Here is a 24,840-nt window from a genome sequence, read left to right as displayed (position 1 = left end):
AGCAATTCCTTTTCGTTTTCTTTCAAATTCAATATATCAAATATCGGCACTGAAATTTTACGTTGTTCAGTCAGTAGAAAATAAATTATAATCTGTATTATACAGATATTAAGTTTTTAGGGTATGAACATGTCTAGTGAAGCTTCATCCGGTCTAACCTCAAAAGGGCCTAACTTTCTCAATCAGCCCAAGGCAGTTTGGGCAACGGCATTTGCTGCTGTAGTGGGCTTTATGTCGATAGGGTTGGTTGACCCGATTTTGACATCCATCTCCAAAGGGTTAAGTGCAACGCCGACACAAGTTTCTTTATTGTTTACCAGTTATTTTTTCGTCACCTCCGTGATGATGATTTTTACCGGATTTATCTCCAGTCGTATAGGAGGGGGTAAGACATTACTGCTGGGCGCATTTTTCATTATTGTTTTTTCGGCTTTATCTGGTATGTCATCTTCAGTAGCCGAATTGGTAGGCTTTCGTGCCGGGTGGGGCTTTGGTAATGCATTGTTTGTTGTGACGGCATTATCCGTTATCGTCGGATCCTCTCGTGGTGGAACCGTGGCTGCAATTTTGATGTATGAGTCGGCGCTCGGGCTGGGTATTTCCGCTGGGCCATTATTGGGGGGCGTTTCTCGGCGCGCATTCGTGGCGTTATCCATTCTTTGGCACAGCGGTTTTAATGACGATAGGTTTTATTGCCATTTGGCTTTGGCTGCCGAAGCAGCCGTTGCCTGTCAAAAAGACATCCATATTGGATCCTATTAAAGCATTGGGTCATAGTGGACTTTTGACGACGGCTTCCAGTGCCTTTTTCTATAACTATGCTTTTTTTACGGTGCTGGCTTTTGTACCTTTTGTGTTAGATATGTCCGCTCATGCGGTAGGGATGATTTTCTTCGGCTGGGGCGTTTTACTGGCATTGTTTTCAGTGATTGTCGCTCCCAAGTTACAAATGCGATTCAGTGGGCTTCAAATCCTGTTTGCAATACTTCTCACCTTCAGCTTTTTGCTATTGCCTTTGGCAGTAAGACCGACATTATCATATCGGTGGTTGTTTCCGGTGCGTTGATTGGTATTTGTAATACGGTTTATACCGAGATGGCTTTGGAGGTTTCCGAGGTTGAAAAACATGTTGCTTCTGCGGGCTATAATTTTGTGCGTTGGTTTTCAGGGGTGATAGCCCCCTTTTCAGCTCCTTTGGTTGCACAACATTTCGGTAGTCAATGGGCATTTATCATTGCTGCAATTGCATTGATTATTGCGCCGAGTATTTTATTTATTCGTAGAGCTTCATTGGGAAGGTTTGCGGAAAATTATATCGAAAATACCATTCATGAAACGGCTATAGCGGGGCAACAAAGGAAAGGGAAATTGCTTCTGGTTACTTTCGATAGGGCAGAGCAACCATTATTGGCTAGAGCTATTGAACAAGCCAAGAGTCGGCAGTTATTCGTTCACGTTGCGTATATTCATACCTATGACGTGTTTGATGAAGACATTGCCGAGTCGGAATCTTACGAAGCATCAAAACAGCTTTTGAAAAAAGCGTTACGTCGCTTTGAAGATAAAGGCATTGATGCGGAAGGTGAAGTGATTGAGTCTCCAAAGGTACGCCTGTATGACAGTCTTAAAGCTATTCTTCACAAAATCAAGCCAGACTATGTGATGCTGCCTAAAGGCATGGAAGACGAGGTTAAGGCGCTGGAATTGATTCGGGATAACAAAAGCTCTTTTGTTCATGGTTCAGTGCAGTTGGTTTGAAAATATTCTATTAACGGTGAAAGCGATGGGTCGTTTCGGAAGGGGTTTCACCAAAAAGCTGCTTGTAGTCTTTGCTGAATTGTCCTGCATGCCAAAATCCCCAATAAGAGGCAATATCAGCAATAGATTGATCTTCTTTGGCTTCTTTTAAAGCACGCCTAACCTGATTCAAACGCATGGTTCTCAAAAATTTGAGTGGACTACAGCCCAGTATAGTTTCGAAACTGTACTGGAGTGTTCGGCGACTCACATAGGCAATTTCACACAGTTCGGTAATGGTAACGGGCACATCATTTCGACATTCATTCAGGTAAGCTTTGACTCTATCAACCACTGCCTTTCTGTGTTGATAGCTGGGAATGAGGTTAGAAGTACCGCCTAGCTCCTCAGGTAATGCATTAATAATGGCAGTAACGAGAAAGTCTTGTTTGATTTTTTCGGAAATAACATGTTTTTCAGACTGGATCATAAAACGTTTAAGCAACGCTTGAAGTAGCAAGTTTTGTTCTGGAGTAACGCGGAACTGGAGAGATTTATAAAGTGGACTGCTCAGCAAGTCGACGCTTTGTTTCTCGGCGATGGATTTTAAAACAGTTTCTTCCAATACAACCCCATAGATAGAAAAGTCTTCAGGTGTTACTAACTCAAACTCTTGATCCCCCACATGGCATGCAATGGTATCTTTGCTGATTAATTGCCCGTTAATTCTACTGTCCTTCTGATCTTGAAAGGGAATACCAAACCAAATGGCATTCGACCAGAGTTGGCAATCCTGGTGTAACGCGTTGCTGGTATATTCTTGAAAAATATGGACGTGATCGCTTTCGATTTTATCAGTACGACCATAGAATTTCCCATTACTGATCTGAGCATATTCTTGTGACCAATTCGTCAAACTGTCTGCTTGATGATCAATATCCACCGTCTCTATCACGCACTTTTTGAGTGCGGAAAGCGTATTCTTTTGGTGCTTTGTAAATTCCATATTTATCGAATCCAAAATTCTATAAATCAAATGTCGTTATAAATGCATTTTAAATGTCTGATATTTAAAGTCTTTTTTAAGTTTGCCAAAACTTGATAGTCTCAAGGAATGCTTCTGGCTGTCTGTCTTAACAACTGAATAAGCAATCTTTATTCCTAACTAAAAACAAGAAGCATTCAAAGATGGAGTGTGGCAATTAATGAGTACTGCTTACAAATATGTGTTGGGTCAGCAGACATATCATTTTAAAAACTTAACAGACCTTATGGCCAAAGCTACGCCCGCTCGTTCGGGCGATAGACTCGCGGGCGTTATGGCTAATTCTGCCGTGGAGCGTTCTGTTGCACAGATGGCATTGGCAGATCTGCCTCTCAAGACTTTTTTGGACGAGGCGCTTGTTCCTTACGAAATAGACGAAGTTACGCGATTGATTATAGATGAACATGATGCTGAAGCGTTTTCACTCATTTCCCATTTGACGGTAGGGGATTTCAGGAACTGGTTATTGAGCGATGCCGTTACGCCGGAAGTTTTACAAAAGATTCGCGCTGGTATTACCCCGGAAATGGCTGCGGCCGTTAGCAAGATTATGCGTAACCAAGATTTGATTATGGTCGCACACAAGTGCCATGTCACTACCGGATTCCGTAGCACGATCGGTTTGCCAGGTCGAATGTCAACCAGATTACAACCTAACCATCCAACCGATGACTTAAACGGAATTGCCGCCAGTATTTTTGATGGTCTGCTTTATGGAAATGGTGATGCGGTTATAGGTATCAATCCGGCAACCGATAACGTTGCTCAGGCAACACGCTTGATGAAGTTGATGGATGAAGTCATTCAGTCGTACCAAATTCCAACGCAATCTTGTGTCTTAACCCATGTAACCAACACCATGGAAGCGATTGAAAAGGGCGCACCCGTCGATTTGGTATTTCAATCAATTGGCGGTACGGAAGCAACGAATAGTAGCTTTGGATTTAACCTGAATATTTTAGAAGAGGCACAGCAAGCTGCATTATCTCTGAACAGAGGAACTGTTGGTCAGAATGTCATGTATTTTGAAACTGGGCAGGGCAGCTCTCTGTCCGCCAATGCGCATCATGGTGTTGACCAACAAACTTGTGAGACAAGAGCTTATGCAGTTGCCCGAAAGTTCTCACCGTTATTGGTCAATACCGTGGTTGGGTTTATAGGACCTGAATACTTGTTTGATGGAAAAGAAATTACAAGAGCGGGGCTGGAAGATCATTTTTGCGGAAAACTGCTAGGTTTGCCGATGGGGTGTGATGTTTGTTACACCAACCATGCAGAAGCCGACCAGAACGATATGGATAACCTGCTAACCCTATTAGGCGTGGCAGGTTGTTCGTTTGTGATGGGCATTCCAGGCTCCGATGACATCATGCTCAATTATCAAACCACTTCTTTTCATGATGCGCTTTACGTTCGTAGAGTGCTTGGGTTGGACCCCGCGCCAGAATTTCAAAAATGGCTTAAGGATATGGAAGTCTTTACTGACACCGATAAATACCTGTTGTCTTCAGAAGTTCCCAGTAAGTTTTCAGGGTCTCTCAAGGGGCTGTTGCAATGAGTAAGGTCAATTTTTCAAACAACCAAGCGTTTAATGGGGATGGCATTACCGAAAACCCATGGAAGGTTTTACAGCAGTTTACGCAAGCGAGAATCGGGCTTGGACGTGCTGGTGTCAGCATCCCAACCAAAGAGCTTTTAGAGTTTCAATTGTCTCATGCACAAGCCAAAGATGCGGTTCATCAGCCGTTGGATATTGATAAGTTACAGCAAGATTTAGAACAACTTGAAAGTACATTGGTTTCCAAAACCATCGAAATTGTTCAAAGCCAGGCTTCTGATCGGTTTATTTACCTTCAGCGTCCAGATTTGGGAAGAAGGCTGAGTAAAGAATCAAAAAACTATATGGAAGCACACTGCGGAAGTAATCAGGGGTTGGTGTGCGACTTGGCGATTGCTGTTGTGGATGGGCTTTCATCTAAAGCGATTGAAACCAATACTTTGCCGTTTTTACAGGCGTTATTGGATCTGATGTCAAATGAAACGCAGCAAGATTGGACGCTAGCCCCTATCACCATTGTGAAACAAGGGCGTGTTGCTATTGGTGATGAAATTGGTGAGCTGTTCAATGCAAAAGCCGTGCTGGTTTTGGTAGGTGAGCGCCCTGGTTTGAGTTCACCGGATAGCTTGGGGTTGTATTTAACCTGGAACCCTCATGTTGGGTTAACCGATGCATTTAGAAATTGCATCTCAAACATTCGCCCGAAAGGGCTGAACTACAAAGAAGCGGCAAAGCGGGCGCTTTTTTTACTGCAAGAGTCACAGCGGCTGAAGTTGTCAGGGGTGAACTTGAAAGACCGAAGTGATGAAAAGGTGATCGAACATTCGTCCGATACCGGAAATTTTTTAGTTAATACGTTAGATAAATAGCGTTCATTTGGAGGAAAGTTATGAGTGCGTCTCAAACTGATCAGGACTATCTCGCTAAGAGACAGTTAAAAAGAGGAACAGCAGGCTGGTTTTTGTTAGCTGGTTTGGGGGTTTCCTATGTTATTTCCGGTGATTTCGCCGGTTGGAACTTCGGGCTGGCACAAGCTGGATGGGGTGGTTTTGCAATCGCTGCGGTATTGATGGCAATCATGTATTTCACGTTGGTACTGTCTTTGGCGGAAATGTCTGCGGCAATCCCAACTGCTGGTGGTGGGTATAGCTTTGCGCGTCAGGCGATGGGGACAACCGGTGGTTATCTCACAGGGCTTGCGGTGCTCATTGAGTATGCATTAGCCCCCGCGGCAATCGTCATATTCATAGGCTCAGCGGTTCAAGCACTTATAGGCTTTGATGGCATTTGGGTCTATGCACTCTTCTATCTGGTGTTTGTTGGTATCCATTTGATGGGGGTTGGCGAAGCCTTAAAAATCATGATGGTCATTAGTGCGCTTGCGGCTTTAGCTATCATTGCGACGGGTGTTGCTTTAATCAGTGGCTTTGACGTTAACAACCTGTTTGACATTCCTGTCAAGGAAGGTGCTTTGGGTGCCAACAGCTTTATGCCGATGGGATGGTACGGTATCTGGGCTGCTTTGCCTTTTGCAATGTGGCTGTTCCTAGCCATTGAAGGGGTGCCTCTAGCAGCAGAAGAAGCAAAAGAACCTGAAAAAGATGTGCCAAAAGGCATTATCGCGGCGATGTTGTTCTTGTTGGTTACCGCTGTTTTGGTTGTCTTTTTGTTGGCGGGTGCTTCCGGTGCAAAAATGATTAGTGAAAGTGGTGTGCCTTTAGTTGATGCGTTGAATGCACATGGTAATGCAAGCTTGGCAACCATGGTAAATGTGTTGGCTCTGGTCGGGTTGATCGCATCTTTCTTCTCAATTATTTACGGTTATAGCCGTTTGGTATTTGCATTGTCTCGTGCAGGTTATTTACCGAAATCACTGTCTATCACCAACGATCGTAAAATTCCATCAAGAGCATTGATTGTTCCTGGTGTACTTGGCTTTATCGCCTCATTAAGTGGAGAAGGGGATTTGATGTTGGCAATGGCGGTTGTTGGAGCAACAGTCTCGTATGCATTGATGGCATTGAGTCATATCATGCTTCGCATCAAACAACCTGATTTGGAGAGACCCTATAAAACGCCAGGTGGTGTATTTACTTCTGGTATTGCGCTAGTGCTGTCTTTGGTAGCTTTGACAGGAGTCTATGCATTTGATCCACGTGCGTTCAACTACACCATGTTGTTGTTCGTTCTAGGCGCAATTTACTACTTTGCCTATAGCAAAAATCACTTGGTAGCGAAATCTGCCGAAGAAGAGTTCGATATGCTTTCTAAAGCTCAGGATGAGTTGGGAGAATATGCAGAGGTTGCTTAACTTCTATTCTTAAATTTCATACCTAGCCCTGTTTCGGCAGGGCTTTTTACTACTAGTATTGGCCTTTTATAAGGCCTTTTTTGTTTTGTTAGCAGCAGTTTGAGATTATTTAGACGATTCGTATAAAGAGTCAATTATGGATAACTCTACTTCTGGCAGACACTCTACTTCTGGCTTTGCGAAAAAGTAGCCCTGAAGTAGATAAACGCCATTTTTTACAAAAAAAACAGCTTCTTCTTTTCTTTCAATGCCTTCTGCCAGCACTGTTATTCCTAGCTTTTGGCACATATCTATCAAAGATGTCACGATGATTTTTTTAGTTTCGTTTTGATCAATGTTAGAGACCAGTTCCATATCTATTTTTAGAACTTTAGGGATAAAGGCAGAGAGCATGTTCAATCCGGCAAAACCGGCACCAAAATCATCAAGCGCAGTGATGAAGCCTTGTGATTCGTAGTATTGAAATATTTTTTTTAGGTGCGATTTGTCATATATTTCTTCGGATTCAGTGATTTCAAACATGATTTGATTGATTGGAAAGTTTGCCGCCTTTGCAGCTCTTAGAGTGCTTTTGATACAGTGTTCAGGCTCGTAGACGGCGTTCGGTAAAAAGTTAATGCTTAATATCTTATTAAGGTTTAGTTGTCTTGCGATCCCGATGGCTTTTTTTCGGCATGCTTGGTCAAAGGCATAACGATTATGGTCGTTAACCTTATCCAAGACTGTTTTTGCAGTTCTCGTGACAGGATCTCTTACTAAAGCTTCATAACCAAAAATCGTTTTATTCTGTATGTCTACAATAGGTTGGTAAGCAAAAGTAAAGTCAAAATTGAGTTGAGATTCACAGCTTTTGCAGCCGGACTTGATTTCTTCAATGCTAAACTTGGTTGCCACTATAGCATCCTTTTATTTGGTGATATGTAAATGGCCGGAGCTTTGTTTATTATATTAACTCAGCTTGTGAGTATTTAATAGGTTACGGCTTCACCATGAAAGGGCCAATGGCGTGTAAAAAGAAAAAGCCCAGTAAAGGGCTTTCTAAATTAAATACTGGTTACCCAGTTTGTTGATTGGTGGAGATGGGCGGAGTCGAACCGCCGTCCGTAAAGCCTCCATCTAAAACTCTACATGCTTATTTGGTCTACTAATTTAACCTGAACGCTGCCCGACCAGCAGGGATCACGTCAAGCGAGTTTGTAAAGTTTAACTGTTAATATCCAAACACATATCAACAGCGGTTCCGTGTAAGTCGATACAGCACTAGGGGCCACGAACAACTGGCCTAGGCTGCACTAGCGGGATTAAGCCGCTAGAGCGTAGTTATCGTCGTTTGCAACTATAACAAATTGAACTAAGATTAACGTGCATCATTCAGGCACGGCATGCATTTTAAACTTCGTACTCCCCGTCGAAACCAGTGCATCCCCGAATTCGGTATCACTTAAATCGCCGTGAAAATCTGCCAGGTTGGGGTGTTAACCGAACCAAACAGAAGCGTTTAAAATTTGTCGTTATTATAGCACTTAGGCTGTAGATGTAAGTGCTTTTGAGTTTAAGTTTCTTTCAGAAGAATATATAGGGATTAAATGCTAACTTTCAAGAGGCGTTGTTTTTCTCTATTCCAGTCGCGTTCTTTTTCCGTGGCACGCTTGTCGTGAAGCTTCTTACCTTTTGCCAGTCCGATAGAAATTTTTATTTTCCCTTTGGACCAATGTAGGTTTAGAGGAATGAGCGTGTAACCTTTTTGGTCGATAAGTCCCATCAATCGGTCTAACTCTCTGCGGTGCATTAACAGCTTTCGCAAGCGAAGTGGATCTGCGGTGTTGTGAGTAGAAGCGGTGATAAGTGGTGTAATTAATGCACCAAACAACCAAGCCTCGTTATTCTTTAGTAGAATATAGCTTTCGTTAATTTGGACTTTACCTTGTCTCAAACTTTTGACTTCCCAACCTTCCAGTGCCAAACCGGCTTCATACTCTTCTTCAATAAAGTACTCAAAACGCGCCTTTTTGTTGACGGTGATGGAGTTGGAATTGTTTTGCTTCTGCTTTTTTGCCATAATCTGCGAATTATAGCGAATCTCGTTCTTCAAAAATGAAAAAAATTACTCGATCGGCATTACTGCCGTATGCCGCTTTAGAGGTCTACAATATCGTCAATGACGTTGCTTCCTATCCAGAGTTTCTTCCTTGGTGTGGTGGGGCGGAGGTCTTGGAGTCTACTGAAACTTCCATGCTTGCCAGCGTGACCATCGCCAAGGCCGGTCTAAAACAAACTTTCGTTACCAGAAATGAGCTGGCTCCCGGTGAGTTTATCAAGATGCAGCTTGTCGAAGGTCCATTCAGCCACTTAACCGGAAAATGGGAGTTCAAGGTTTTGGATGAGCGAGCCTGTAAGATTTCTTTTGAATTGGTATTTGAAGTAAGCCATCCTTTGCTTAAGGCTGCGCTTGGAGCGGTCTTTGAGCAAATTGCTTCAACCATGGTGCAATCGTTTTGCGAGCGTGCTAAGCAAGCGTGCTAAGCAGGTTTACGGCTAACAACAGAGTTACGGATTAAAATGATGAAAATTGAAGTCGCTTACGCATTGCCGGATAAACAGTACCTTTTTGAGCAAGAGGTTGAAGAGGGCACTACGGTTGAGCAAGCGTTAAAGCAATCTAAGTTATTGAAAGAAGTTCCAGATTTATCTTTTGATAAGGTTGGGATTTTTGCACAGTTGGTGACGTTGGATACAGTGCTGAAAGATGGTGACCGAATTGAGGTTTACCGTCCGCTCAAAGCCGATCCTAGAGATAGACGTAGGCAGAAAGTGCAAGAGGAAAGAAGCGAGTCAAAGACTCGCTCTTGAAGAAAAGGTTTGAAAATTAACCTTGATCTTTTTTAGATTTTTTGACGATTTTCCAATTTTCTAAATAGGCATCGTGGTCGAAATTGACGATGAGGTGTCTTATCGCATCAGGATGGAATGATTTGTCGGTGGTATAAAAAACATATTCCCAATGCCTTGGATTATAAGGATCTTGCCCAAGTGGTGGTCCAAGTAATTGCTGGACTTGTCCCATCGTTAAGCCAGGTTGCAGTAAACTGACGGCTTCTTGGTTGATGATTGTGCCTTGGGTAATTGCGGCTTTATAGGGCTTGAAAAATGAGCACCCGCTTAATAGGGTTGTCATCACAGAGGCTAGCACTAATGAGCGCAGTAGGGATTTAAAAGGGCTTTTTTTGCAAATGGTTCGCATCTTTGGTTATCTTAGAAGTAAATTTGGTTTATTATACCGCTTTAATAAGTGAATTAAATATGATTAGGGTAGATTCGTCTTATGAGTAGTGCAGAGTTAAAAAAAGTTGGGTTAAAAGTAACGCTTCCTCGCTTGAAGGTACTAGAAATTTTAGAGACGCAAAGTGAAGAACACCACTTAACTGCAGAAGACGTGTACAAAATATTGATTGAGCAGGGCGAAGAAGTTGGTTTGGCAACGGTTTACCGTGTGTTGACGCAATTTGAGCAAGCTGGCATTGTTCGACGTTTGAACTTTGAGAATAATATTTCAGTATTTGAATTGGACACTGGCGATAACCATGACCACTTGGTATGTATCAAAAGCGGCAGAGTTAAAGAGTTTGTTGACCCAGTTATTGAAGAGCGTATTCAAGAAATTGCGAAAGAAAAAGGTTATGAATTGGCTAGCCACTCTTTGGTAATTTATGGAACTTTAAAAGACTAATAGACTCAAGTTTTTAAGTTTCAACAAAAAAGCCCCGCTTTGTGTAGACAGAGCGGGGCTTTTTTGTTGGTGCTTATGAAAAGCTGGAAGGTTACATCACTTTGGTGATTTCTCGTGTACCTTCAAGTGCTTTAATGGCCTTGTTGACGCGTTTGAACAGGTCTTGACTGCTTTCTGTTTCGAGGCGCATTTCAGTGACACCCGCATGACTGGTCAGGCATGTGGTTTCACCATCATCCAGTTTGATTCTTTGAGCCGAAATCGTTTCTTGTGCCAGCTTGGTAATGCGGAAGGCATCAACAGACTTAACGTCCGGTAGCACAAACATAAACTGATCGCAGCTTAGGCGACCGATATACCCTAAGTCTCCCACGACATTTTTAATGGCGTGCGCGGCCATCAAAATCGCTTTATCCCCCATTTCATGCCCGAAAGCATCGGTAATGCGTTTGAAGCAGTCTAAATTGATTTTCGACATCGAAAGTGGGCGATTGTTCAAGCGTGCTTTGTTGACTTCTTCGTCGACAATTCCTAAGAAGTAGTCACGGTTGTACAGTTCTGTTAGTGGATCGTTGGAAGACAAATGCTCGATTTGCTCTTCCATATGCTTGCGACTGGTGATGTTGATAGCAAGCCAGATAACGGCAGGTTGATCGTAAACATCGGAGTTTAGAGGATAAACTCGAGCTTCGTACCATTGTCCTTCGTTGGCACGCTCTGATTCGATGCCGTTGACTTCTTCATCTGCCAATTGATACTCGATTTCTTGTAACGTATTGCTGGCAATCGATTTTCTAACGATCTTTAAAAAACGGTCAGCCATTTTTTCAGGTAGAACATCATGATATTTTTTGCCGATTAAAGGATGACCGTCTGCATAGAGCGATCTGTCGCTTCCACCGATGACATCCAAATAGGTGCCGTCTTGTCCCATGACAAAAATGGGGTCAGGCATAGCATTGGCAATGGCTTCAATGTGCGAATGAATTCGATCAAATTGTTCAGACATATCTTTTTCCTTAAAAATGAGGTCAGAAAGTAAAAATCACAATGCTAAGGAACCTCTGATTAAATCAGATTGGATTCTGGCAACGCTAAATTTTCCAGGTCAAGGCGTGAAGTTGCAGTCATGTCTAGACCTGGCAAAACTTCACAACGTAGAGATGGCAAATTTAGCTAAGCCCCTCCGGGCGCGGCTTAAAGTCCACTTTTTCGTTGTTGTAGCTCTTGACCTTAGAGTGACTAAGGTCGGCGAGCCATGCCTAGAATAAGTTGACTTTAAGTCCCGCAGAATCTCAATTTGATTTAATCAAAGGTTCCCTAAGTTATCGTTATCAGTCTTTCGAAATAGGCTTATATTTTATACGATGCGGTTGAGCCGCATCAGCACCTTTTCGACGTTTTAAGTCTTCTTCGTAGTCGGAGAAGTTACCTTCAAACCATTCTACGTGTGAATCGCCTTCAAATGCTAGCATATGGGTAGCAATACGGTCTAGGAACCAACGGTCATGCGAAATCACCACGGCGCAACCGGCAAAGTCCAGAAGCGCTTCTTCCAGTGCTCGTAGAGTTTCAACATCTAAGTCGTTGGTTGGTTCATCAAGCAGTAATAGGTTACCACCACTTCTTAAGGTTTTCGCTAAGTGCACGCGGTTACGCTCACCACCCGACAATTCACCGATGCGTTTTTGTTGATCGGTTCCTTTAAAGTTGAAACGTCCAACATAAGCACGGGCGTTGATTTCAATGTTACCGACGGTAAAAATTTCATCGCCTTGAGAGATTTCCTCATAAACGGTTTTGCTGTCATCCAGTGCATCACGACTTTGATCCACATAAGATAGTTGAACCGTTTCACCGAAGTTGATTTCACCTGAATCCGGTTGTTCTTGCCTCGTTAGCATGCGGAATAATGTGGATTTACCGGCACCGTTAGGGCCGATGATTCCGACAATGCCCCCTTGTGGCAGGTTGAAGGTGAGGTCATCAATCAAGAGTCTGTCACCAAACCCTTTGGTCAGGTTTTTCACTTCAATGACTTTTTCGCCCAAGCGTTCTGCAACCGGGATGAAGATTTCTTTGGTTTCATTTCGTTTTTGAGATTCTTGGCTGCTTAATTCGTCAAAGCGTGCAAGACGCGCTTTGGACTTGGCATGACGTCCTTTGGCATTGGAACGAACCCATTCCAATTCGTTTTGGATGGTTTTCATGCGAGCCGCTTCTTGCTTGGCTTCAATTTCAAGACGTTTTTCTTTTTGTTCCAGCCAAGAAGAGTAGTTACCTTGGTAAGGAATCCCTTGTCCACGGTCAAGTTCTAGAATCCATTCCGCAGCGTTGTCAAGGAAGTAACGGTCATGCGTAATGGCAACCACTGTTCCGCTGAATTCCAGTAGAAAGCGTTCAAGCCAGGCGATGGACTCTGCATCCAAGTGGTTGGTTGGTTCGTCCAGCAATAGCATGTCTGGTTTTTCAAGCAACAACTTGCATAGTGCGACGCGACGGCGCTCACCACCGGATAGTTTGGTAACATCCGCATCCCAAGGGGGCAGGCGTAGAGCGTCCGCGGCAATTTCAAGACGACGCTCAAGATTGTGACCGTCCATTGCTTGAATCAAGTCTTCGATTTCCGCTTGTTTTTTTGCCAAAGCATCGAAGTCTGCATCCGGTTCAGCGTAGGCAGCGTAAATTTGATCCAATTGCGCAAAGGCCTCTTTAACGTCCTTGACGGCTTCTTCAACATTGCCGCGAACATCTTTGGTCGGGTCAAGTTGCGGCTCTTGAGGTAAATAGCCCACTTTTATGCCAGGTTGGGGTCTTGCCTCACCAACGATATCGGTATCGATACCCGCCATGATTCTCAAAAGGGTCGATTTACCTGCACCGTTAAGACCTAAAACACCGATTTTGGCGCCAGGGAAAAACGAAAGGGAAATATCTTTCAGAATGTATCTTGAAGGGGGAACCACTTTCCCGACTCGGTTCATGGTATAGACAAATTGTGCCATTGCTTAACTCTTACTGACTGTTTGTTTTACGTACAAAAATAATCGATAACTGTACCGAAAATCCTCTATTTAATAAAGTTAAAGAGAACTTATTATTTTTATTTACGCTGAATTATAGAAGCAAATGCCAAAGAATAGGAAATTGGTTTTATTTTCTTGTGAATTACCCATACAGAAAAGTAGTTTCAAGCGTTGATAATTGGTAGAATTCCTCTTTATTTTTAAAAGTTAATTCAGTGTGGAGAAAACAGCATGTTTGATAAGTCAATGACGATTGCAGGTTACGACGATGTATTGGCGGATGCAATCAAATCAGAAGCGCAACGTCAGGAAGATCATATCGAGTTGATCGCATCAGAAAACTACACCAGCCCAAGAGTCATGGAAGCTCAAGGCAGTGTTTTGACGAACAAATATGCTGAAGGTTACCCAGGAAAGCGCTACTACGGTGGTTGTGAGTTCGTTGATGTTGTTGAGCAACTCGCTATTGATAGAGCCAAAGAATTGTTTGGTGCGGACTATGCAAACGTTCAACCTCACTCAGGTTCACAAGCGAATGCACCGGTTTATATGGCACTTTTGGAACCGGGCGATACGGTTCTAGGGATGAGCCTGGCGCACGGTGGGCATTTGACTCACGGTTCACACGTAAGCTTTTCAGGGAAAATCTATAACGCCGTTCAGTATGGTTTGAACCCTGAAACCGGTGAAATTGACTATGAAGAAGTTGAACGTTTGGCAAAAGAGCACAAGCCAAAAATGATCATTGCCGGTTTCTCAGCTTATTCTCAAGTGGTTGATTGGCAACGTTTCAGAGATATCGCTGATATGGTAGGTGCTTATTTGATGGTTGATATGGCTCACGTGGCTGGTTTGGTTGCGGTAGGTGAATATCCAAACCCAGTACAAATCGCTGACGTGACCACGACCACAACGCATAAAACACTTCGTGGGCCTCGTTCAGGTTTGATTTTGGCTAAAGCCAACCCTGAGATTGAGAAGAAATTGAACTCTGCTATCTTCCCTGGTGCGCAAGGTGGTCCTTTGATGCACGTTATCGCAGCAAAAGCGGTTGCGTTCAAAGAAGCCATGGAGCCTGAATTCAAAACGTATATCCAAAACGTTAAAGCAAACGCGAAAGCCATGGCAAAAGTATTCATGGATCGTGGTTATGACGTTGTCTCTAAAGGAACTGAAAACCACTTGTTCTTGGTGAGCTTCATCCAACAAGGTTTGACGGGTAAGTTGGTTGACGCAGCATTGGATGCAGCGCACATCACCGTTAACAAAAACTCAGTGCCGAATGATCCTATGTCACCATTTGTAACAAGCGGTATTCGTATTGGTACGGCGGCATCTACAACGCGTGGCTTCACGGTTGAAGATTCAATTAATCTGGCTAACTGGATGTGTGACGTGATCGACTCTTGTAACCAAGACGACGGTGCTTGGGATGAAGAGGTTGTTGAGCAAGTGCGTCAAAAAGTTGAAACGCTTTGTGCTGAACGTCCTGTTTATACAAATGCCACTGACTTTATGCAAATGTAAGTGCTGATTTATGCAATGTCCGTTTTGTAACGCACCTGATACTAAAGTTATTGACTCTCGTTTGGCGACAGATGGCGCGCAGGTGCGTCGCCGTCGCGAATGTATTCAGTGCATGGAACGTTTCACCACTTATGAGACGGCAGAACTGACGTTGCCTAGAGTGATTAAGTCGGACGGGAACCGTGAAAGGTTTTACGAGAACAAAATTCGAGGGGGCTTGATCAAAGCGCTTGAGAAACGTCCGGTTGAAAGTGATGCAATCGATCAAGTGATTCATAAAATCACCAAACAACTGATGGCGGATGGGCTCAAGGAAGTGCCTTCGTCGCAAATCGGTGAGTTGGTGATGGAAGCCTTGAAGGAAATTGATCAAGTCGCTTATGTCAGATTTGCTTCGGTTTATCGTTCTTTCCAAGATGTGAATGCATTTAGAGAAGAAATCGAAAAACTGGTTAAAGCGACAACTTCTCAGTAATGTGTGAGTGATTAATGTTCTCTGACTTTGACCAAAAAATGATGCGTCAGGCTATCGACTTGGCGAAGCAAGGACTTTATTCCACAAAACCAAACCCATCGGTGGGTTGTGTGATCACCAAAGATGGTCGTATTATTTCAACAGGTTGGCATCAAAAAGCTGGCGAACCCCATGCAGAACGCGTGGCTTTAGCCAATGCAAAAGCCGTATCATTATCGGTTGAGGACGCAACAGTTTACGTGACGTTAGAGCCTTGCTCGCATTTCGGCAAAACGCCGCCTTGTGCTGATGCTTTGGTCGATGCAAAGGTTGCGAGAGTGGTGGTGGCCATGCAAGACCCAAATCCCCAAGTGAGTGGTAGAGGGATTAAGCGTTTACAAGCCGCAGGCATAGCAGTCGATGTGGGGCTGATGCAAGCCGATGCAGAAAGTTTAAATAAAGGGTTTATCTTTTCCATGACAAATAACCGTCCTTTTGTACGTTTGAAAATAGCCAGTAGCCTTGACGGACGGACTGCGATGAGTGATGGTAAAAGTCAATGGATTACCGGTGCTGAAGCCAGAATCGAAGTCCATAAGATGCGAGCTATGCATGGCGCCGTGGTAACGGGGATCGGCACAGTCCTGGCGGATAACCCGAGTTTGAACGTTCGTTTAGATTCAGATGTGTTGGCCTTAATGAATCTTGATGAGTCGAGTGCAAACCCGATACGCGTTGTTTTAGATGCTAATTTGAGTATGCCGCTGGATGCGAAGATGCTGTCGCTTCCAGGCAGAACCTTGTTGATGACTTCAAAGATAACGGCAGAGCGTAACCCTGATTTGATAGAGAAAATCTACCAGGTTGGGGGGGAAGTCGTTGCGGTAGCCGCAGAAGAAGACAGGCTTGATATTGAATCTGTACTGCAATATCTATATGAAGAGGAACGGGTTTGTGACGTGATGGTTGAAGCCGGCGCTATTGTCGCGGGCGCATTCATCGAGTCAGGTTTTGTGAATGAAATTCATGCGTTTGTGGCTCCTTCATTAATGGGAGATAGTGCTAAACCGATGTTTGCATTGCCAAGTATCCAATCTATGTCGGATAAAATTCAGTACCAATTTGATACTGTTCAGCAAGTTGGTGAAGATTTGCACTTGGTGCTCAGTCCGTCGAAGTCAACCTCGTCAAAATAGGAGAAAAGTGTGTTTACAGGTATTATCGAGTCCGTAGGTTCACTTTCAAAAATCGAACAGGTGAATGGTGATGCGCGCTTCACTATTGATACCGGAAGGCTGGATATGGCTGATGTCAAAATCGGAGACAGTATCGCCTGTAACGGAGTTTGCCTCACAGCTGTTGAATTGGGCGCCAGATATTATGTTGCCGATGTATCCGCTGAGAGCTTAAGTGTCACCACACTAGGCGACTTATCCGTTGGTTCTCCGGTTAATTTAGAAAAAGCATTACGTTTACAAGATCGTTTAGGTGGACACCTAGTCAGCGGTCATGTTGATGGAGTGGGTGAGGTTCTGTCTATTGAGCAGGATGCGCGTTCATGGCGTTATCAAATTCAAGCTCCTCTGGCATTGTCAAAATATATTGCAGCGAAAGGATCGATTTGTTTGAACGGAATCAGCTTGACCGTCAATAAGGTCGAGGGAACGAATTTTGATATCAATATCGTGCCGCATACTCGCCAAGAAACCACCATCAAAGATTTACAAATTGGTTCCAAGGTCAACCTTGAAGTAGACCTATTGGCGCGTTACTTGGAAAGAATGATGACCGCGCCGCAAGAGCCGAAAGGCAATCGAGTCACTAAAGAACTGTTGGCCGAAAACGGTTTTCTCTGAATAGGTTAGATCAACAGCAGGTCACCCAAGAGAAATATAAGACAAACTCAAATAGAGTAAAGCAGATGCAATTAAATACAATTGAAGAAATTATCGAAGATTACAAGCAAGGCAAGATGATCATCTTGATGGATGATGAAGACCGTGAGAATGAAGGTGATTTAATGATGCCTGCCAGTGTGGTCACTGCCGATGATATTAACTTCATGGCGAAGTTCGGTAGAGGACTGATTTGTTTGACACTGACAAAAGAACGTTGTCAGCAATTGCATTTGCCATTGATGACTCGAAACAATCAAGATACTTTGGGAACCAACTTTACGGTTTCTATAGAAGCGGCTCAAGGGGTGACTACCGGGATTTCTGCTGCTGATAGAGCCGCTACCATTCAAGCAGCAGTAAAAGCCGATGCTCAACCAAGTGATATTGTTACGCCGGGTCATGTTTTCCCGATTATGGCGCGTGCTGGCGGTGTGTTGGAAAGAGCCGGACATACGGAAGCGGGTTGCGACTTAGCGGCTATGGCTGGGTTTGAGCCAGCATCAGCTATCGTCGAAATCATGAATGAAGACGGCACGATGTCGCGCCGTGATGATTTGGAAAAATTTGCCGCGGAACACGGTATTAAGCTCGGAACGGTTGCGGACTTGATTGAGTATCGTCTTAAAAACGAAAAGACCATTGAAAGAGTTTCTCAGTGCCGTTTGCCAACCGAGTTTGGTGATTTCACACTGATTGGTTATGAAGATGTGCTAGATCATAGAGCACACTTTGCGTTGACCTTTGGAGACACCTCTTCGGAAGAGCCAATTCCGGTTCGTGTGCATATGGCTGACACTTTGTGTGATTTGTTCTCCGCGAAGCGAGATGAATGTAAATGGTCATTGCGTTCTGCTATGCAACAGGTCTCAGAAGAAGGTAAGGGGGTCATCGTGGTACTAAGAAAGCATGAAGAAGGTACCGAGTTGTTGGATAAAATTCAGCAGTTCCAAATGAAAGACAGAGGTATTAGCCAGCCTGAAGTCCAAGTAGAAGATGATGCAAAGACTTATGGGCTTGGAGCGCAGATTCTGTCTGATTTGGGTCTGCACAAACTAAAGGTTATTGGATCGGCTTGGCGCATGAATGCCTTGAGTGGATTTGGTTTGGAAATTGTCGGTCATATTGATAAAAAAGACTGATTTCAAAAAACATCTATGCAGAAAAGTTATAAAAATTAGGGTTTTGCGTCAGGGTGACGTTAAAATAAACGCGCTGAATTCAAGCGAAAACAAAATAAGAAAGATAGAAAAGGAAAAACTATGAAAACAGTTGAAGGCCATTTAACGGCGCAGGGTTTGAAAATTGGCTTGGTAGTCGGGCGTTTTAACAGTTTTATCGTAGACAGCTTGGTTAAAGGTGCCGTTGACACGATTATTCGTCATGGCGGTTCTGAAGATAATATTGAGCAGGTTCTTGTACCAGGTGCTTTTGAGATTCCTGTTGTTGCTAAGAAAATGGCTGAGTCTGGAAAATATGATGCGATTGTCGCGCTTGGCGCCGTTATTCGTGGCGGGACTCCTCACTTTGATTTCGTAGCAGGCGAGTGTGCGAAAGGACTTGGCGTTGTATCTTTACAAACTGGTACGCCAGTATCGTTTGGTGTATTGACAGTTGACACTATTGAACAAGCCATTGAGCGTGCAGGTACTAAAGCCGGAAACAAAGGTGAAGAAAGTACACTTGCCGCGATTGAAACTGCAAATGTCTTGAAGCAACTGTAAGATCGTTGAGTTGTATGAATATATCTAATTTTAAGCCAGGGCAAGGTGAAGAAATTGCCGAAGACGATTCAAAGCTGACGCCCCGTTCTTTATCCAGAGCAGTGGCGCTTCAAGCTTTGTACCAATGGCAGTTGAATCGCTCTGAAATTTCGGATATCACCAAAGAATTCAATGAAGAAGGCCGCCTAACGGGTATTGATGTTCCTTTGTATCAAGACATTGTGAACACCGTGGTGAGCGAAACAGAAGCATTTGATGAGCTTTATGGTCAATTTCTAGACCGGTCAGTTGCAATGATCGACCCAGTGGAGAAGATCATTTTGCGAATCGGTGTATATGAGTTGAAATACAAGCCGGAAATTCCCTATAAAGTGGTTTTGAATGAATCGGTCGAGTTAGCTAAACGCTTTGGCGCCGAGGAAAGTCATAAATACATCAATGGTATTTTGGACAAGGTCGCTCAACAAGTACGTTCACTTGAGGTCGCTGCGATCAACGCATCCAATTAACAAAATAAGGTTTCACCGAATTCATTTCTTAGTGAAACCTCATATCTCTACTATCTATTTACTTGAACAACACCGAACTTTGAGAGGCTTATGTCAGAATTTTCAATCATTGATGAGTTCTTTAAGCCATTAGGGTTGATTGGTCATCGCCATTCGACAGACATCGGCATTGGCGATGATGGTGCTGTTATTAGTTGTCCAGAAGGTAAAAAACTAGTCGTTGTGACGGACACGTTGGTTGAAGGTGTTCACTTTCCTTTGGAAACCTCTGGGTATGACATTGCATGGAAAGCATTGGCGGTTAATTTGAGTGATTTAGCTGCTATGGGCGCAGAACCGGCTTTTTATACGCTTTGTTTGAGCTTGCCACAGCGTTGTACAGATAAGTCATTTTTGATGGATTTTGCAGCAGGGTTGAAGGATTTAGCATCAAAGTATGGCGTACCTTTGGTGGGCGGCGATACCACAAAAAGTGATCGTTTGACGTTGACCATCAGCGCTCATGGTTGGGTCGATGATACTAAGGTGCTAAGGCGAGATGCCGCTCAAGTTGGCGATAAGATTTATGTGTCCGGCAACATTGGCGATGGCGCATTGGCACTACAGGCATTACTGAAAAAATATGATGCAGCGTTACTGTCTGCTACGGTTTTCGACAAGTTTTATCGACCGGAGCCGCGGATAAAATTAGGGTTGGCGCTCGGCGGTATTGCCCATGCGGCAATTGATATTTCTGATGGTTTCATCGCTGATTTAGAACATATTTTGCAGGCATCAAACGTATCTGCGGAGATTGATTATGCGGCAATGCCTTTTTCGGATTCAATGAAGCAATATTTGCAAGCGACCCATGATGCTTGGTTGCCATTAACGGGTGGGGATGACTATGAGTTGTGCTTTACGTTGCCCGAGTCTCAGCTAGCAGGGTTTGAAAGCGTTATCGAAAAAGAAGATTTTGGTGTGTCTTTTCATAGTATAGGCTCCATTGTGCCAAGAACAGAGAGAGGAGTTGTTTGGAAAAATGCTCCCAATCTTGACGAGAGCATTTCCACAAAAGGCTATGAGCACTTCTAAGGCTGAAGTGCATTAGCTTTATTTAGCGACTTTTCTGCGGTTTCTTACGCCTTCAGACAATAGTTCAAGTGCTGCAATACTGTCATCCCAACCAATACAAGCATCGGTGATGCTTTGACCGTAAGTCAAAGGTTGTCCTTCGACAACGTCTTGGCGGCCTTCTGTAATGTGACTTTCAATCATAGCACCCATGATGTGTGGTTCACCTGATGTAAGTTGATCTCTAATGGATTGCGCAACCACTAGTTGGTTCTTGTGCTGTTTGTTGCTGTTAGCATGACTGCAATCAACCATTAGCTTGGTTTGTACATGTGCTTCTTCAAGTGCCTTAACGGCTTCAGCAACATGGGGTGCATCGTAGTTGGGGCCGTCGTTACCGCCTCTTAAAATGACATGGCAATCCGGGTTTCCTGCTGTAGAGAAAATTGCTGAATGCCCTTGTTTGGTAAGAGACAAGAAAATATGAGGGTTGTTCGCAGCGCGGATGGCATCTACTGCAATTTTAAAGCCACCGTCTGTACCGTTTTTAAACCCGATAGGGCAAGAGATACCTGAAGCAAGTTCTCTGTGACCTTGACTTTCAGTGGTGCGAGCACCGATAGCGCCCCAAGAAATCAAGTCCGCAACGTACTGCGGAGAAATCAGGTCTAGGAATTCAGTCGCACTTGGTACACCTGCACTGTTGATGTCTAACAATAAAGAGCGCGCCAACTCTAGGCCTTTGTTGATTTCAAAAGATTCATCCAAGTTCGGGTCGTTGATAAGTCCTTTCCAGCCAACGGTTGTTCTTGGTTTTTCGAAGTAGACACGCATGACAATCAACAGGTCATCGGCATATTTCTCAATAAGGGTCTTTAAGCGACTTGCATAGTCACGAGCAGCTTCTGTGTCATGGATGGAGCAGGGTCCAATGACCACCAACATTCGGTCATCCTTGTCATGAAGGATGTTTTTGATAGCTTCTCGAGTGTTATAAACCGTTTGAGCTGCAAGGTCGGAAATAGGATATTTTTCATGCAACTTTTCCGGTGCACTTACTTCTGTGATGGCTTTAATGCGTAGGTCATCTGTTTGGAAATGGCTCATCTCGGTATATCTCGTCAACTTGTCTCGGTACGTCTGAAAAAAGAGGCATATTATGCCATTATTTGAGGGTTTTATGGGGTTAAAAATATTTGAATTTATCATTTTAATCAATAATTTTGATTCGAACCTCACCGAATTTAAGCAGAATGAGACAAAAGTCTGATTTATTCAGTTCAATTAGTGTGCTAAAATTCGCGGCAAGTTTTAAATAGATACATTTAACGCACTTCACATACTATTTGTGAAGAAGCAGGAAGTTTAGTTTGGAAGTTATGGTTCATTGTCGCTACATTATTGAAGGCTACACCGAAGATGGAAGGAAGTTCCGTCCGAGTGATTGGATAGATCGTATTGCTTCTATGATGGCTTCTTATGGCTCATCTCATCGTTTGGTTTTTTCCGAACTCTTGCATCCAGAGTTATATCAAGGGCAGAAGTGCTTGATTATTGATACTCAACTGGAAGATGTAAATCCAGGTATGTTTGAGTATGTTATGGATTTCGTCAAAAACAACAAACTGAAAATGACACAAGTTTGTGAAGAAATGGAATCTGATCTAGGAAGCTAACTGACTAGGTTTTCTGTTTCATCAGTGAGCTGCTCAGCTCATTGTCTTTTATCTCGTATCACCCAATCAAAGAAAAAATAAACGAACTGCCCAATAATAAAGTACATAGGCCGCCTAAAGCCAAGAATGGACCGAATGCGACGGGTTCTTGTAAATTCCGTCTATGGAACAAACTGAGCACTACTATCCATAAAATGCTGCTTAATGAAGCGATTAAGATGATTTGAGCCAGCGCCTCTACGCCAAACCAAGCGCCCATTGCCGCTAATAATTTGAAATCTCCAAACCCCATTCCTTCTTTTTTGGTTAGAAATTTGAAAGCGTAAAACAGTGTCCAAAGCAGCATATAACCAATGACTGCGCCCCATATGGCATTAATAGGGTCGGTGAAGACTGACTGTGAGTTGATGATGAGACCAAGCCATAATAGCGGAAGGCTAAGGATGTCTAGAATCAACTGATGCTCCATATCAATGACGGTAATCGCGATAAGCAACCAAGTAAAGATCAGTGCGAACCAACCTTTGGCGTCAAGCCCAAAATGAAGTGCCACGATTAAGGTCAAAAGCATTGTCGCTAATTCGATGAGAGGGTAACGAGCGGAAATGGATGTTTTACAGTGTTTACATTGACCTTTGCTAATTAGCCAACTGAATACAGGGATGAGTTCTTTCCAAGACAGCGTTGTATTACAGTTTGGGCAATGCGAGCGAGTGAAAGAAATGTGTTTGAGTTGGGCTTCACCTTCCCACTCCATCATGCGAGGTAGACGCCATGTCAGCATGGACAAAAAACTACCCAATAGTAGCCCAAAAAGTGTGATGAGAGAAATTTGTGCTACTGGAGACAGTTCAACCATTGGCGAGTAAATGCCTTTAAAATCAGGTGATTTTGAATAGTTTGTCGAAGTTAACCACTTCAAAAATCTTCAAAATATGTTCTGAAGCCGAGTGGAGAATCAGCTGGTCTGCTTTGTCGCCCAATTGTGAGCGTAGTTGTAGCAACATGCCTAACCCACCACTATCAATGTGAGTCGCATTCGAGAAGTCTATGATAATCTGGTCACAATCAGTATTTTGATGGGCAGCTTGGAAGGTATTGAAATCGTCGATAGTGAAGTTGTCGATAACGTGTATCCAGAGTGAATGGTCTTTCAATTCATGTGTAATCATGATGTAAGCAGCCTCGTTGGTGGTTAACTTGTTGAAGGTTCACTGTAAATAACACAATTTCGGTCGTTTTCCCAAACGGTGATTTGGTGCATGGTCACGTTTGGCGCTTCAATCCGTTGCTGAATTTGTCTGAAAAGGTACTGCGCAATATTTTCCGCAGTGGGATTGACCGTTTTGAAATATTCGATATCGTTAAGAAATTTATGATCTAACTCTTTGACGACTTCTTTCGCATGTTTTTTGATTTGCTTGAAGTCAATGACCATGCCAATGTCATTGAGTTCTTGCCCCACAATTTCAACTTCAATTTTCCAGTTATGTCCGTGCAGGTTGGCACAGTCTCCCGGATAACCTCTTAGGCTATGGGCAGATGCAAAATCGAGTAATGTTTTTAAAACAAATTGTTGAGCCATTTCGTATCAAATTAATCTAGTTAAGAATTATTGCGAATTATAGCAAATATCCCAAGTTATAGAGCACTCTTTAATCGGTTGTTATCTTTAGTGATTTCGATCCGCAATATAGTCGACAATTGAGATTAAGAAATCGCTTTGGATATCCATTTCAGTGAGACATTCTTTTGCTTCAGAGATGAGAGTGTCTCGCATGTTTTTCGACGCACCAAGGCCAATAAGTTTCGGATAGGTTGCTTTGTCCGCGTCTTCATCACTACCTTGCGGTTTGCCAAGGGTTTCGGTGTTGGATTCTATATCAAGAATGTCATCCTGAATCTGGAAGGCCAGACCAATTTTGTCACCAAAATCTGCCAGGTTGGGTCTAAGGGCGTCAAAGTGGTCTGATTGGCAAGCTCCTAGTAGTAACGCAGCTTGGATTAGTGCGCCGGTTTTCATTTGATGCATTTGTTGCAACGCTGAAAGAGAGGGAAGTTTTCCTTCTGAACGAATATCTATAAATTGTCCACCAATCATTCCGATTACCCCGGAGGCTTGACTTAGAATCTGAATCATACGGACTTTATGCTTGTCCGAAAGGTTGGTGTTATTCGCCAGACAATCAAAGGCAAGGGTTTGTTGTGCATCTCCTACGAGTATGGCGGTTGCCTCGCCGTATTTGATATGACAGGTTGGCTCTCCTCGGCGCAAGTCATCATCGTCCATGGCCGGTAAATCATCATGAACCAAAGAGTAACTATGGATGAGCTCAATAGCACACGCGGCAGCATCCAGTTTCTCTAAAGACACACCTAATGCTTCACCGGTAGCATAAACGAGGGCGGGTCTTAAGCGTTTACCGTTGTTTAGGGTGGTGTAACGAATGGCTTCAGCTAGCTCGGTAGGGGTCGCTTGATGGCTTGCTAGAAAATGCGTTAAGGCATTACTGACTCTTTGTTGATAGAGGGCAAGTTGTTTTTTCATGCATCATTCCAAATAGGGAAAACAAAAAAGGCTGTCCGAGGACAGCCTTT

At 43.5% G+C, this 24,840-nt stretch carries 29 protein-coding genes and 1 other RNA gene; 18 read left to right on the top strand and 12 right to left on the bottom strand.

The window, feature by feature from the left end:
• Positions 1-129: 129 nt before the first annotated feature.
• From F8R13_RS11565 to F8R13_RS11555, 3 genes are read left to right on the top strand one after another with little or no spacing between them, the layout of a single operon-like run.
• Positions 130-762 carry an MFS transporter gene (locus F8R13_RS11565; protein WP_216642585.1) on the top strand — a complete coding sequence of 211 codons (633 nt, stop codon included), beginning with the start codon at positions 130-132 and terminating at the stop codon, positions 760-762.
• The gene (locus F8R13_RS11560) at positions 749-1,066 is read left to right on the top strand and encodes a hypothetical protein (protein ID WP_216642584.1); all 318 of its coding nucleotides are present in this window, start codon (positions 749-751) and stop codon (positions 1,064-1,066) included. The genes F8R13_RS11565 and F8R13_RS11560 overlap by 14 nt, the downstream gene beginning before the upstream one ends.
• Entirely contained in the window at positions 1,045-1,758 is a 714-nt protein-coding gene (locus F8R13_RS11555; RefSeq protein WP_216642583.1) for a hypothetical protein, read from the top strand. Before F8R13_RS11560 ends, F8R13_RS11555 begins: the two co-directional genes overlap by 22 nt.
• Before the next feature lie 10 nt (positions 1,759-1,768).
• On the opposite strand, the gene F8R13_RS04220 is transcribed toward F8R13_RS11555, so the two are convergent.
• The gene (locus tag F8R13_RS04220) at positions 1,769-2,743 is read right to left on the bottom strand and encodes a helix-turn-helix domain-containing protein (RefSeq protein WP_152832034.1); all 975 of its coding nucleotides are present in this window, start codon (positions 2,741-2,743) and stop codon (positions 1,769-1,771) included.
• A 265-nt stretch (positions 2,744-3,008) separates the two neighbouring features.
• Between F8R13_RS04220 and F8R13_RS04215 the strand changes: the two genes are divergently transcribed.
• The 3 genes from F8R13_RS04215 to eat are packed head-to-tail and all read left to right on the top strand — an operon-like array spanning position 3,009 to position 6,651.
• Complete coding sequence (locus F8R13_RS04215) at positions 3,009-4,340, top strand: ethanolamine ammonia-lyase subunit EutB (RefSeq protein ID WP_253806319.1); 1,332 nt, start codon at positions 3,009-3,011, stop codon at positions 4,338-4,340.
• Positions 4,337-5,209: an ethanolamine ammonia-lyase subunit EutC gene (gene eutC, locus F8R13_RS04210; protein ID WP_152832032.1), complete on the top strand. Its 873-nt coding sequence runs from the start codon at positions 4,337-4,339 to the stop codon at positions 5,207-5,209. Before F8R13_RS04215 ends, eutC begins: the two co-directional genes overlap by 4 nt.
• Positions 5,210-5,229: 20 nt before the next feature.
• On the top strand, positions 5,230-6,651 hold the full coding sequence (eat, locus tag F8R13_RS04205) for an ethanolamine permease (protein ID WP_152832031.1): 1,422 nt from the start codon (positions 5,230-5,232) through the stop codon (positions 6,649-6,651).
• A 105-nt stretch (positions 6,652-6,756) separates the two neighbouring features.
• Here eat and F8R13_RS04200 read toward each other — a convergent pair whose 3' ends face one another.
• The 3 genes from F8R13_RS04200 to smpB form a co-directional block, all read right to left on the bottom strand.
• Entirely contained in the window at positions 6,757-7,545 is a 789-nt protein-coding gene (locus tag F8R13_RS04200; RefSeq protein WP_371414891.1) for an EAL domain-containing protein, read from the bottom strand.
• Positions 7,546-7,722: 177 nt separating this feature from the next.
• Positions 7,723-8,078: a transfer-messenger RNA gene (ssrA, locus tag F8R13_RS04195) on the bottom strand.
• Positions 8,079-8,233: 155 nt separating this feature from the next.
• Positions 8,234-8,710, bottom strand: coding sequence for an SsrA-binding protein SmpB (smpB, locus tag F8R13_RS04190; RefSeq protein ID WP_152832030.1), 477 nt, complete (start codon positions 8,708-8,710; stop codon positions 8,234-8,236).
• A 35-nt stretch (positions 8,711-8,745) separates the two neighbouring features.
• Between smpB and F8R13_RS04185 the strand changes: the two genes are divergently transcribed.
• Together F8R13_RS04185 and F8R13_RS04180 are read left to right on the top strand one after the other, a co-directional pair.
• On the top strand, positions 8,746-9,174 hold the full coding sequence (locus tag F8R13_RS04185) for a type II toxin-antitoxin system RatA family toxin (protein ID WP_152832029.1): 429 nt from the start codon (positions 8,746-8,748) through the stop codon (positions 9,172-9,174).
• Between the two features lie 36 nt (positions 9,175-9,210).
• A complete protein-coding gene (locus F8R13_RS04180; RefSeq protein WP_371414890.1) occupies positions 9,211-9,501 on the top strand; it encodes an RnfH family protein in 291 nt (96 codons plus the stop codon).
• Positions 9,502-9,517: 16 nt separating this feature from the next.
• Here F8R13_RS04180 and F8R13_RS04175 read toward each other — a convergent pair whose 3' ends face one another.
• Positions 9,518-9,826 carry an outer membrane protein assembly factor BamE gene (locus F8R13_RS04175; protein ID WP_253806318.1) on the bottom strand — a complete coding sequence of 103 codons (309 nt, stop codon included), beginning with the start codon at positions 9,824-9,826 and terminating at the stop codon, positions 9,518-9,520.
• A 147-nt stretch (positions 9,827-9,973) separates the two neighbouring features.
• Between F8R13_RS04175 and fur the strand changes: the two genes are divergently transcribed.
• The gene (gene fur, locus F8R13_RS04170) at positions 9,974-10,378 is read left to right on the top strand and encodes a ferric iron uptake transcriptional regulator (protein ID WP_152832027.1); all 405 of its coding nucleotides are present in this window, start codon (positions 9,974-9,976) and stop codon (positions 10,376-10,378) included.
• A gap of 91 nt (positions 10,379-10,469) precedes the next feature.
• Here fur and F8R13_RS04165 read toward each other — a convergent pair whose 3' ends face one another.
• Positions 10,470-11,387, bottom strand: coding sequence for a GGDEF domain-containing protein (locus F8R13_RS04165; RefSeq protein ID WP_152832026.1), 918 nt, complete (start codon positions 11,385-11,387; stop codon positions 10,470-10,472).
• A 325-nt stretch (positions 11,388-11,712) separates the two neighbouring features.
• The gene (ettA, locus tag F8R13_RS04160) at positions 11,713-13,383 is read right to left on the bottom strand and encodes an energy-dependent translational throttle protein EttA (RefSeq protein ID WP_152832025.1); all 1,671 of its coding nucleotides are present in this window, start codon (positions 13,381-13,383) and stop codon (positions 11,713-11,715) included.
• A 252-nt stretch (positions 13,384-13,635) separates the two neighbouring features.
• Here ettA and glyA point away from each other — a divergent pair, with 252 nt between their 5' ends.
• From glyA to thiL, 8 genes are all read left to right on the top strand, one after another.
• The gene (gene glyA, locus F8R13_RS04155) at positions 13,636-14,931 is read left to right on the top strand and encodes a serine hydroxymethyltransferase (RefSeq protein ID WP_152832024.1); all 1,296 of its coding nucleotides are present in this window, start codon (positions 13,636-13,638) and stop codon (positions 14,929-14,931) included.
• A 10-nt stretch (positions 14,932-14,941) separates the two neighbouring features.
• Positions 14,942-15,406: a transcriptional regulator NrdR gene (gene nrdR / locus F8R13_RS04150; RefSeq protein WP_152832023.1), complete on the top strand. Its 465-nt coding sequence runs from the start codon at positions 14,942-14,944 to the stop codon at positions 15,404-15,406.
• A 14-nt stretch (positions 15,407-15,420) separates the two neighbouring features.
• The gene (gene ribD, locus F8R13_RS04145; RefSeq protein ID WP_152832022.1) at positions 15,421-16,581 is read left to right on the top strand and encodes a bifunctional diaminohydroxyphosphoribosylaminopyrimidine deaminase/5-amino-6-(5-phosphoribosylamino)uracil reductase RibD; all 1,161 of its coding nucleotides are present in this window, start codon (positions 15,421-15,423) and stop codon (positions 16,579-16,581) included.
• A gap of 9 nt (positions 16,582-16,590) precedes the next feature.
• A complete protein-coding gene (locus F8R13_RS04140; RefSeq protein ID WP_371414889.1) occupies positions 16,591-17,241 on the top strand; it encodes a riboflavin synthase in 651 nt (216 codons plus the stop codon).
• 65 nt (positions 17,242-17,306) lie between these two features.
• A complete protein-coding gene (gene ribBA, locus F8R13_RS04135) occupies positions 17,307-18,422 on the top strand; it encodes a bifunctional 3,4-dihydroxy-2-butanone-4-phosphate synthase/GTP cyclohydrolase II (protein ID WP_152832021.1) in 1,116 nt (371 codons plus the stop codon).
• A 120-nt stretch (positions 18,423-18,542) separates the two neighbouring features.
• A complete protein-coding gene (gene ribE / locus F8R13_RS04130; protein ID WP_152832020.1) occupies positions 18,543-19,004 on the top strand; it encodes a 6,7-dimethyl-8-ribityllumazine synthase in 462 nt (153 codons plus the stop codon).
• 14 nt (positions 19,005-19,018) lie between these two features.
• Positions 19,019-19,513: a transcription antitermination factor NusB gene (nusB, locus tag F8R13_RS04125; protein ID WP_152832019.1), complete on the top strand. Its 495-nt coding sequence runs from the start codon at positions 19,019-19,021 to the stop codon at positions 19,511-19,513.
• 90 nt (positions 19,514-19,603) lie between these two features.
• Positions 19,604-20,587 carry a thiamine-phosphate kinase gene (gene thiL / locus F8R13_RS04120; protein WP_152832018.1) on the top strand — a complete coding sequence of 328 codons (984 nt, stop codon included), beginning with the start codon at positions 19,604-19,606 and terminating at the stop codon, positions 20,585-20,587.
• Between the two features lie 18 nt (positions 20,588-20,605).
• Here the strand turns inward: thiL and F8R13_RS04115 are convergent, their stop codons facing one another.
• Positions 20,606-21,673 (bottom strand): 3-deoxy-7-phosphoheptulonate synthase, encoded by a 1,068-nt coding sequence (locus F8R13_RS04115; protein WP_152832017.1) that lies wholly within the window; start codon positions 21,671-21,673, stop codon positions 20,606-20,608.
• 272 nt (positions 21,674-21,945) lie between these two features.
• On the opposite strand from F8R13_RS04115, the gene F8R13_RS04110 reads away from it, so the two are divergent.
• Complete coding sequence (locus F8R13_RS04110; protein ID WP_152832118.1) at positions 21,946-22,242, top strand: DUF3579 domain-containing protein; 297 nt, start codon at positions 21,946-21,948, stop codon at positions 22,240-22,242.
• Between the two features lie 58 nt (positions 22,243-22,300).
• Here F8R13_RS04110 and F8R13_RS04105 read toward each other — a convergent pair whose 3' ends face one another.
• The 4 genes from F8R13_RS04105 to F8R13_RS04090 form a co-directional block, all read right to left on the bottom strand.
• The gene (locus tag F8R13_RS04105) at positions 22,301-23,101 is read right to left on the bottom strand and encodes an A24 family peptidase (RefSeq protein WP_152832016.1); all 801 of its coding nucleotides are present in this window, start codon (positions 23,099-23,101) and stop codon (positions 22,301-22,303) included.
• A gap of 22 nt (positions 23,102-23,123) precedes the next feature.
• Positions 23,124-23,414 carry an STAS domain-containing protein gene (locus tag F8R13_RS04100; protein ID WP_152832015.1) on the bottom strand — a complete coding sequence of 97 codons (291 nt, stop codon included), beginning with the start codon at positions 23,412-23,414 and terminating at the stop codon, positions 23,124-23,126.
• 23 nt (positions 23,415-23,437) lie between these two features.
• Positions 23,438-23,827, bottom strand: a complete 390-nt coding sequence (gene queD / locus F8R13_RS04095) for a 6-carboxytetrahydropterin synthase QueD (protein WP_152832014.1) — start codon at positions 23,825-23,827, stop codon at positions 23,438-23,440.
• A gap of 87 nt (positions 23,828-23,914) precedes the next feature.
• Positions 23,915-24,790, bottom strand: coding sequence for a polyprenyl synthetase family protein (locus F8R13_RS04090; protein ID WP_152832013.1), 876 nt, complete (start codon positions 24,788-24,790; stop codon positions 23,915-23,917).
• Between the last annotated feature and the right edge of the window lie 50 nt (positions 24,791-24,840).

Origin of the sequence: Hydrogenovibrio sp. JE_KL2 (assembly GCF_009296185.1) — a bacterium.
In the GTDB taxonomy this organism is placed as follows: Bacteria; Pseudomonadota; Gammaproteobacteria; order Thiomicrospirales; family Thiomicrospiraceae; genus Hydrogenovibrio.
Note: the sequence above shows the minus strand (reverse complement) of the source record. Positions and strands in the feature narration are given on the sequence as shown.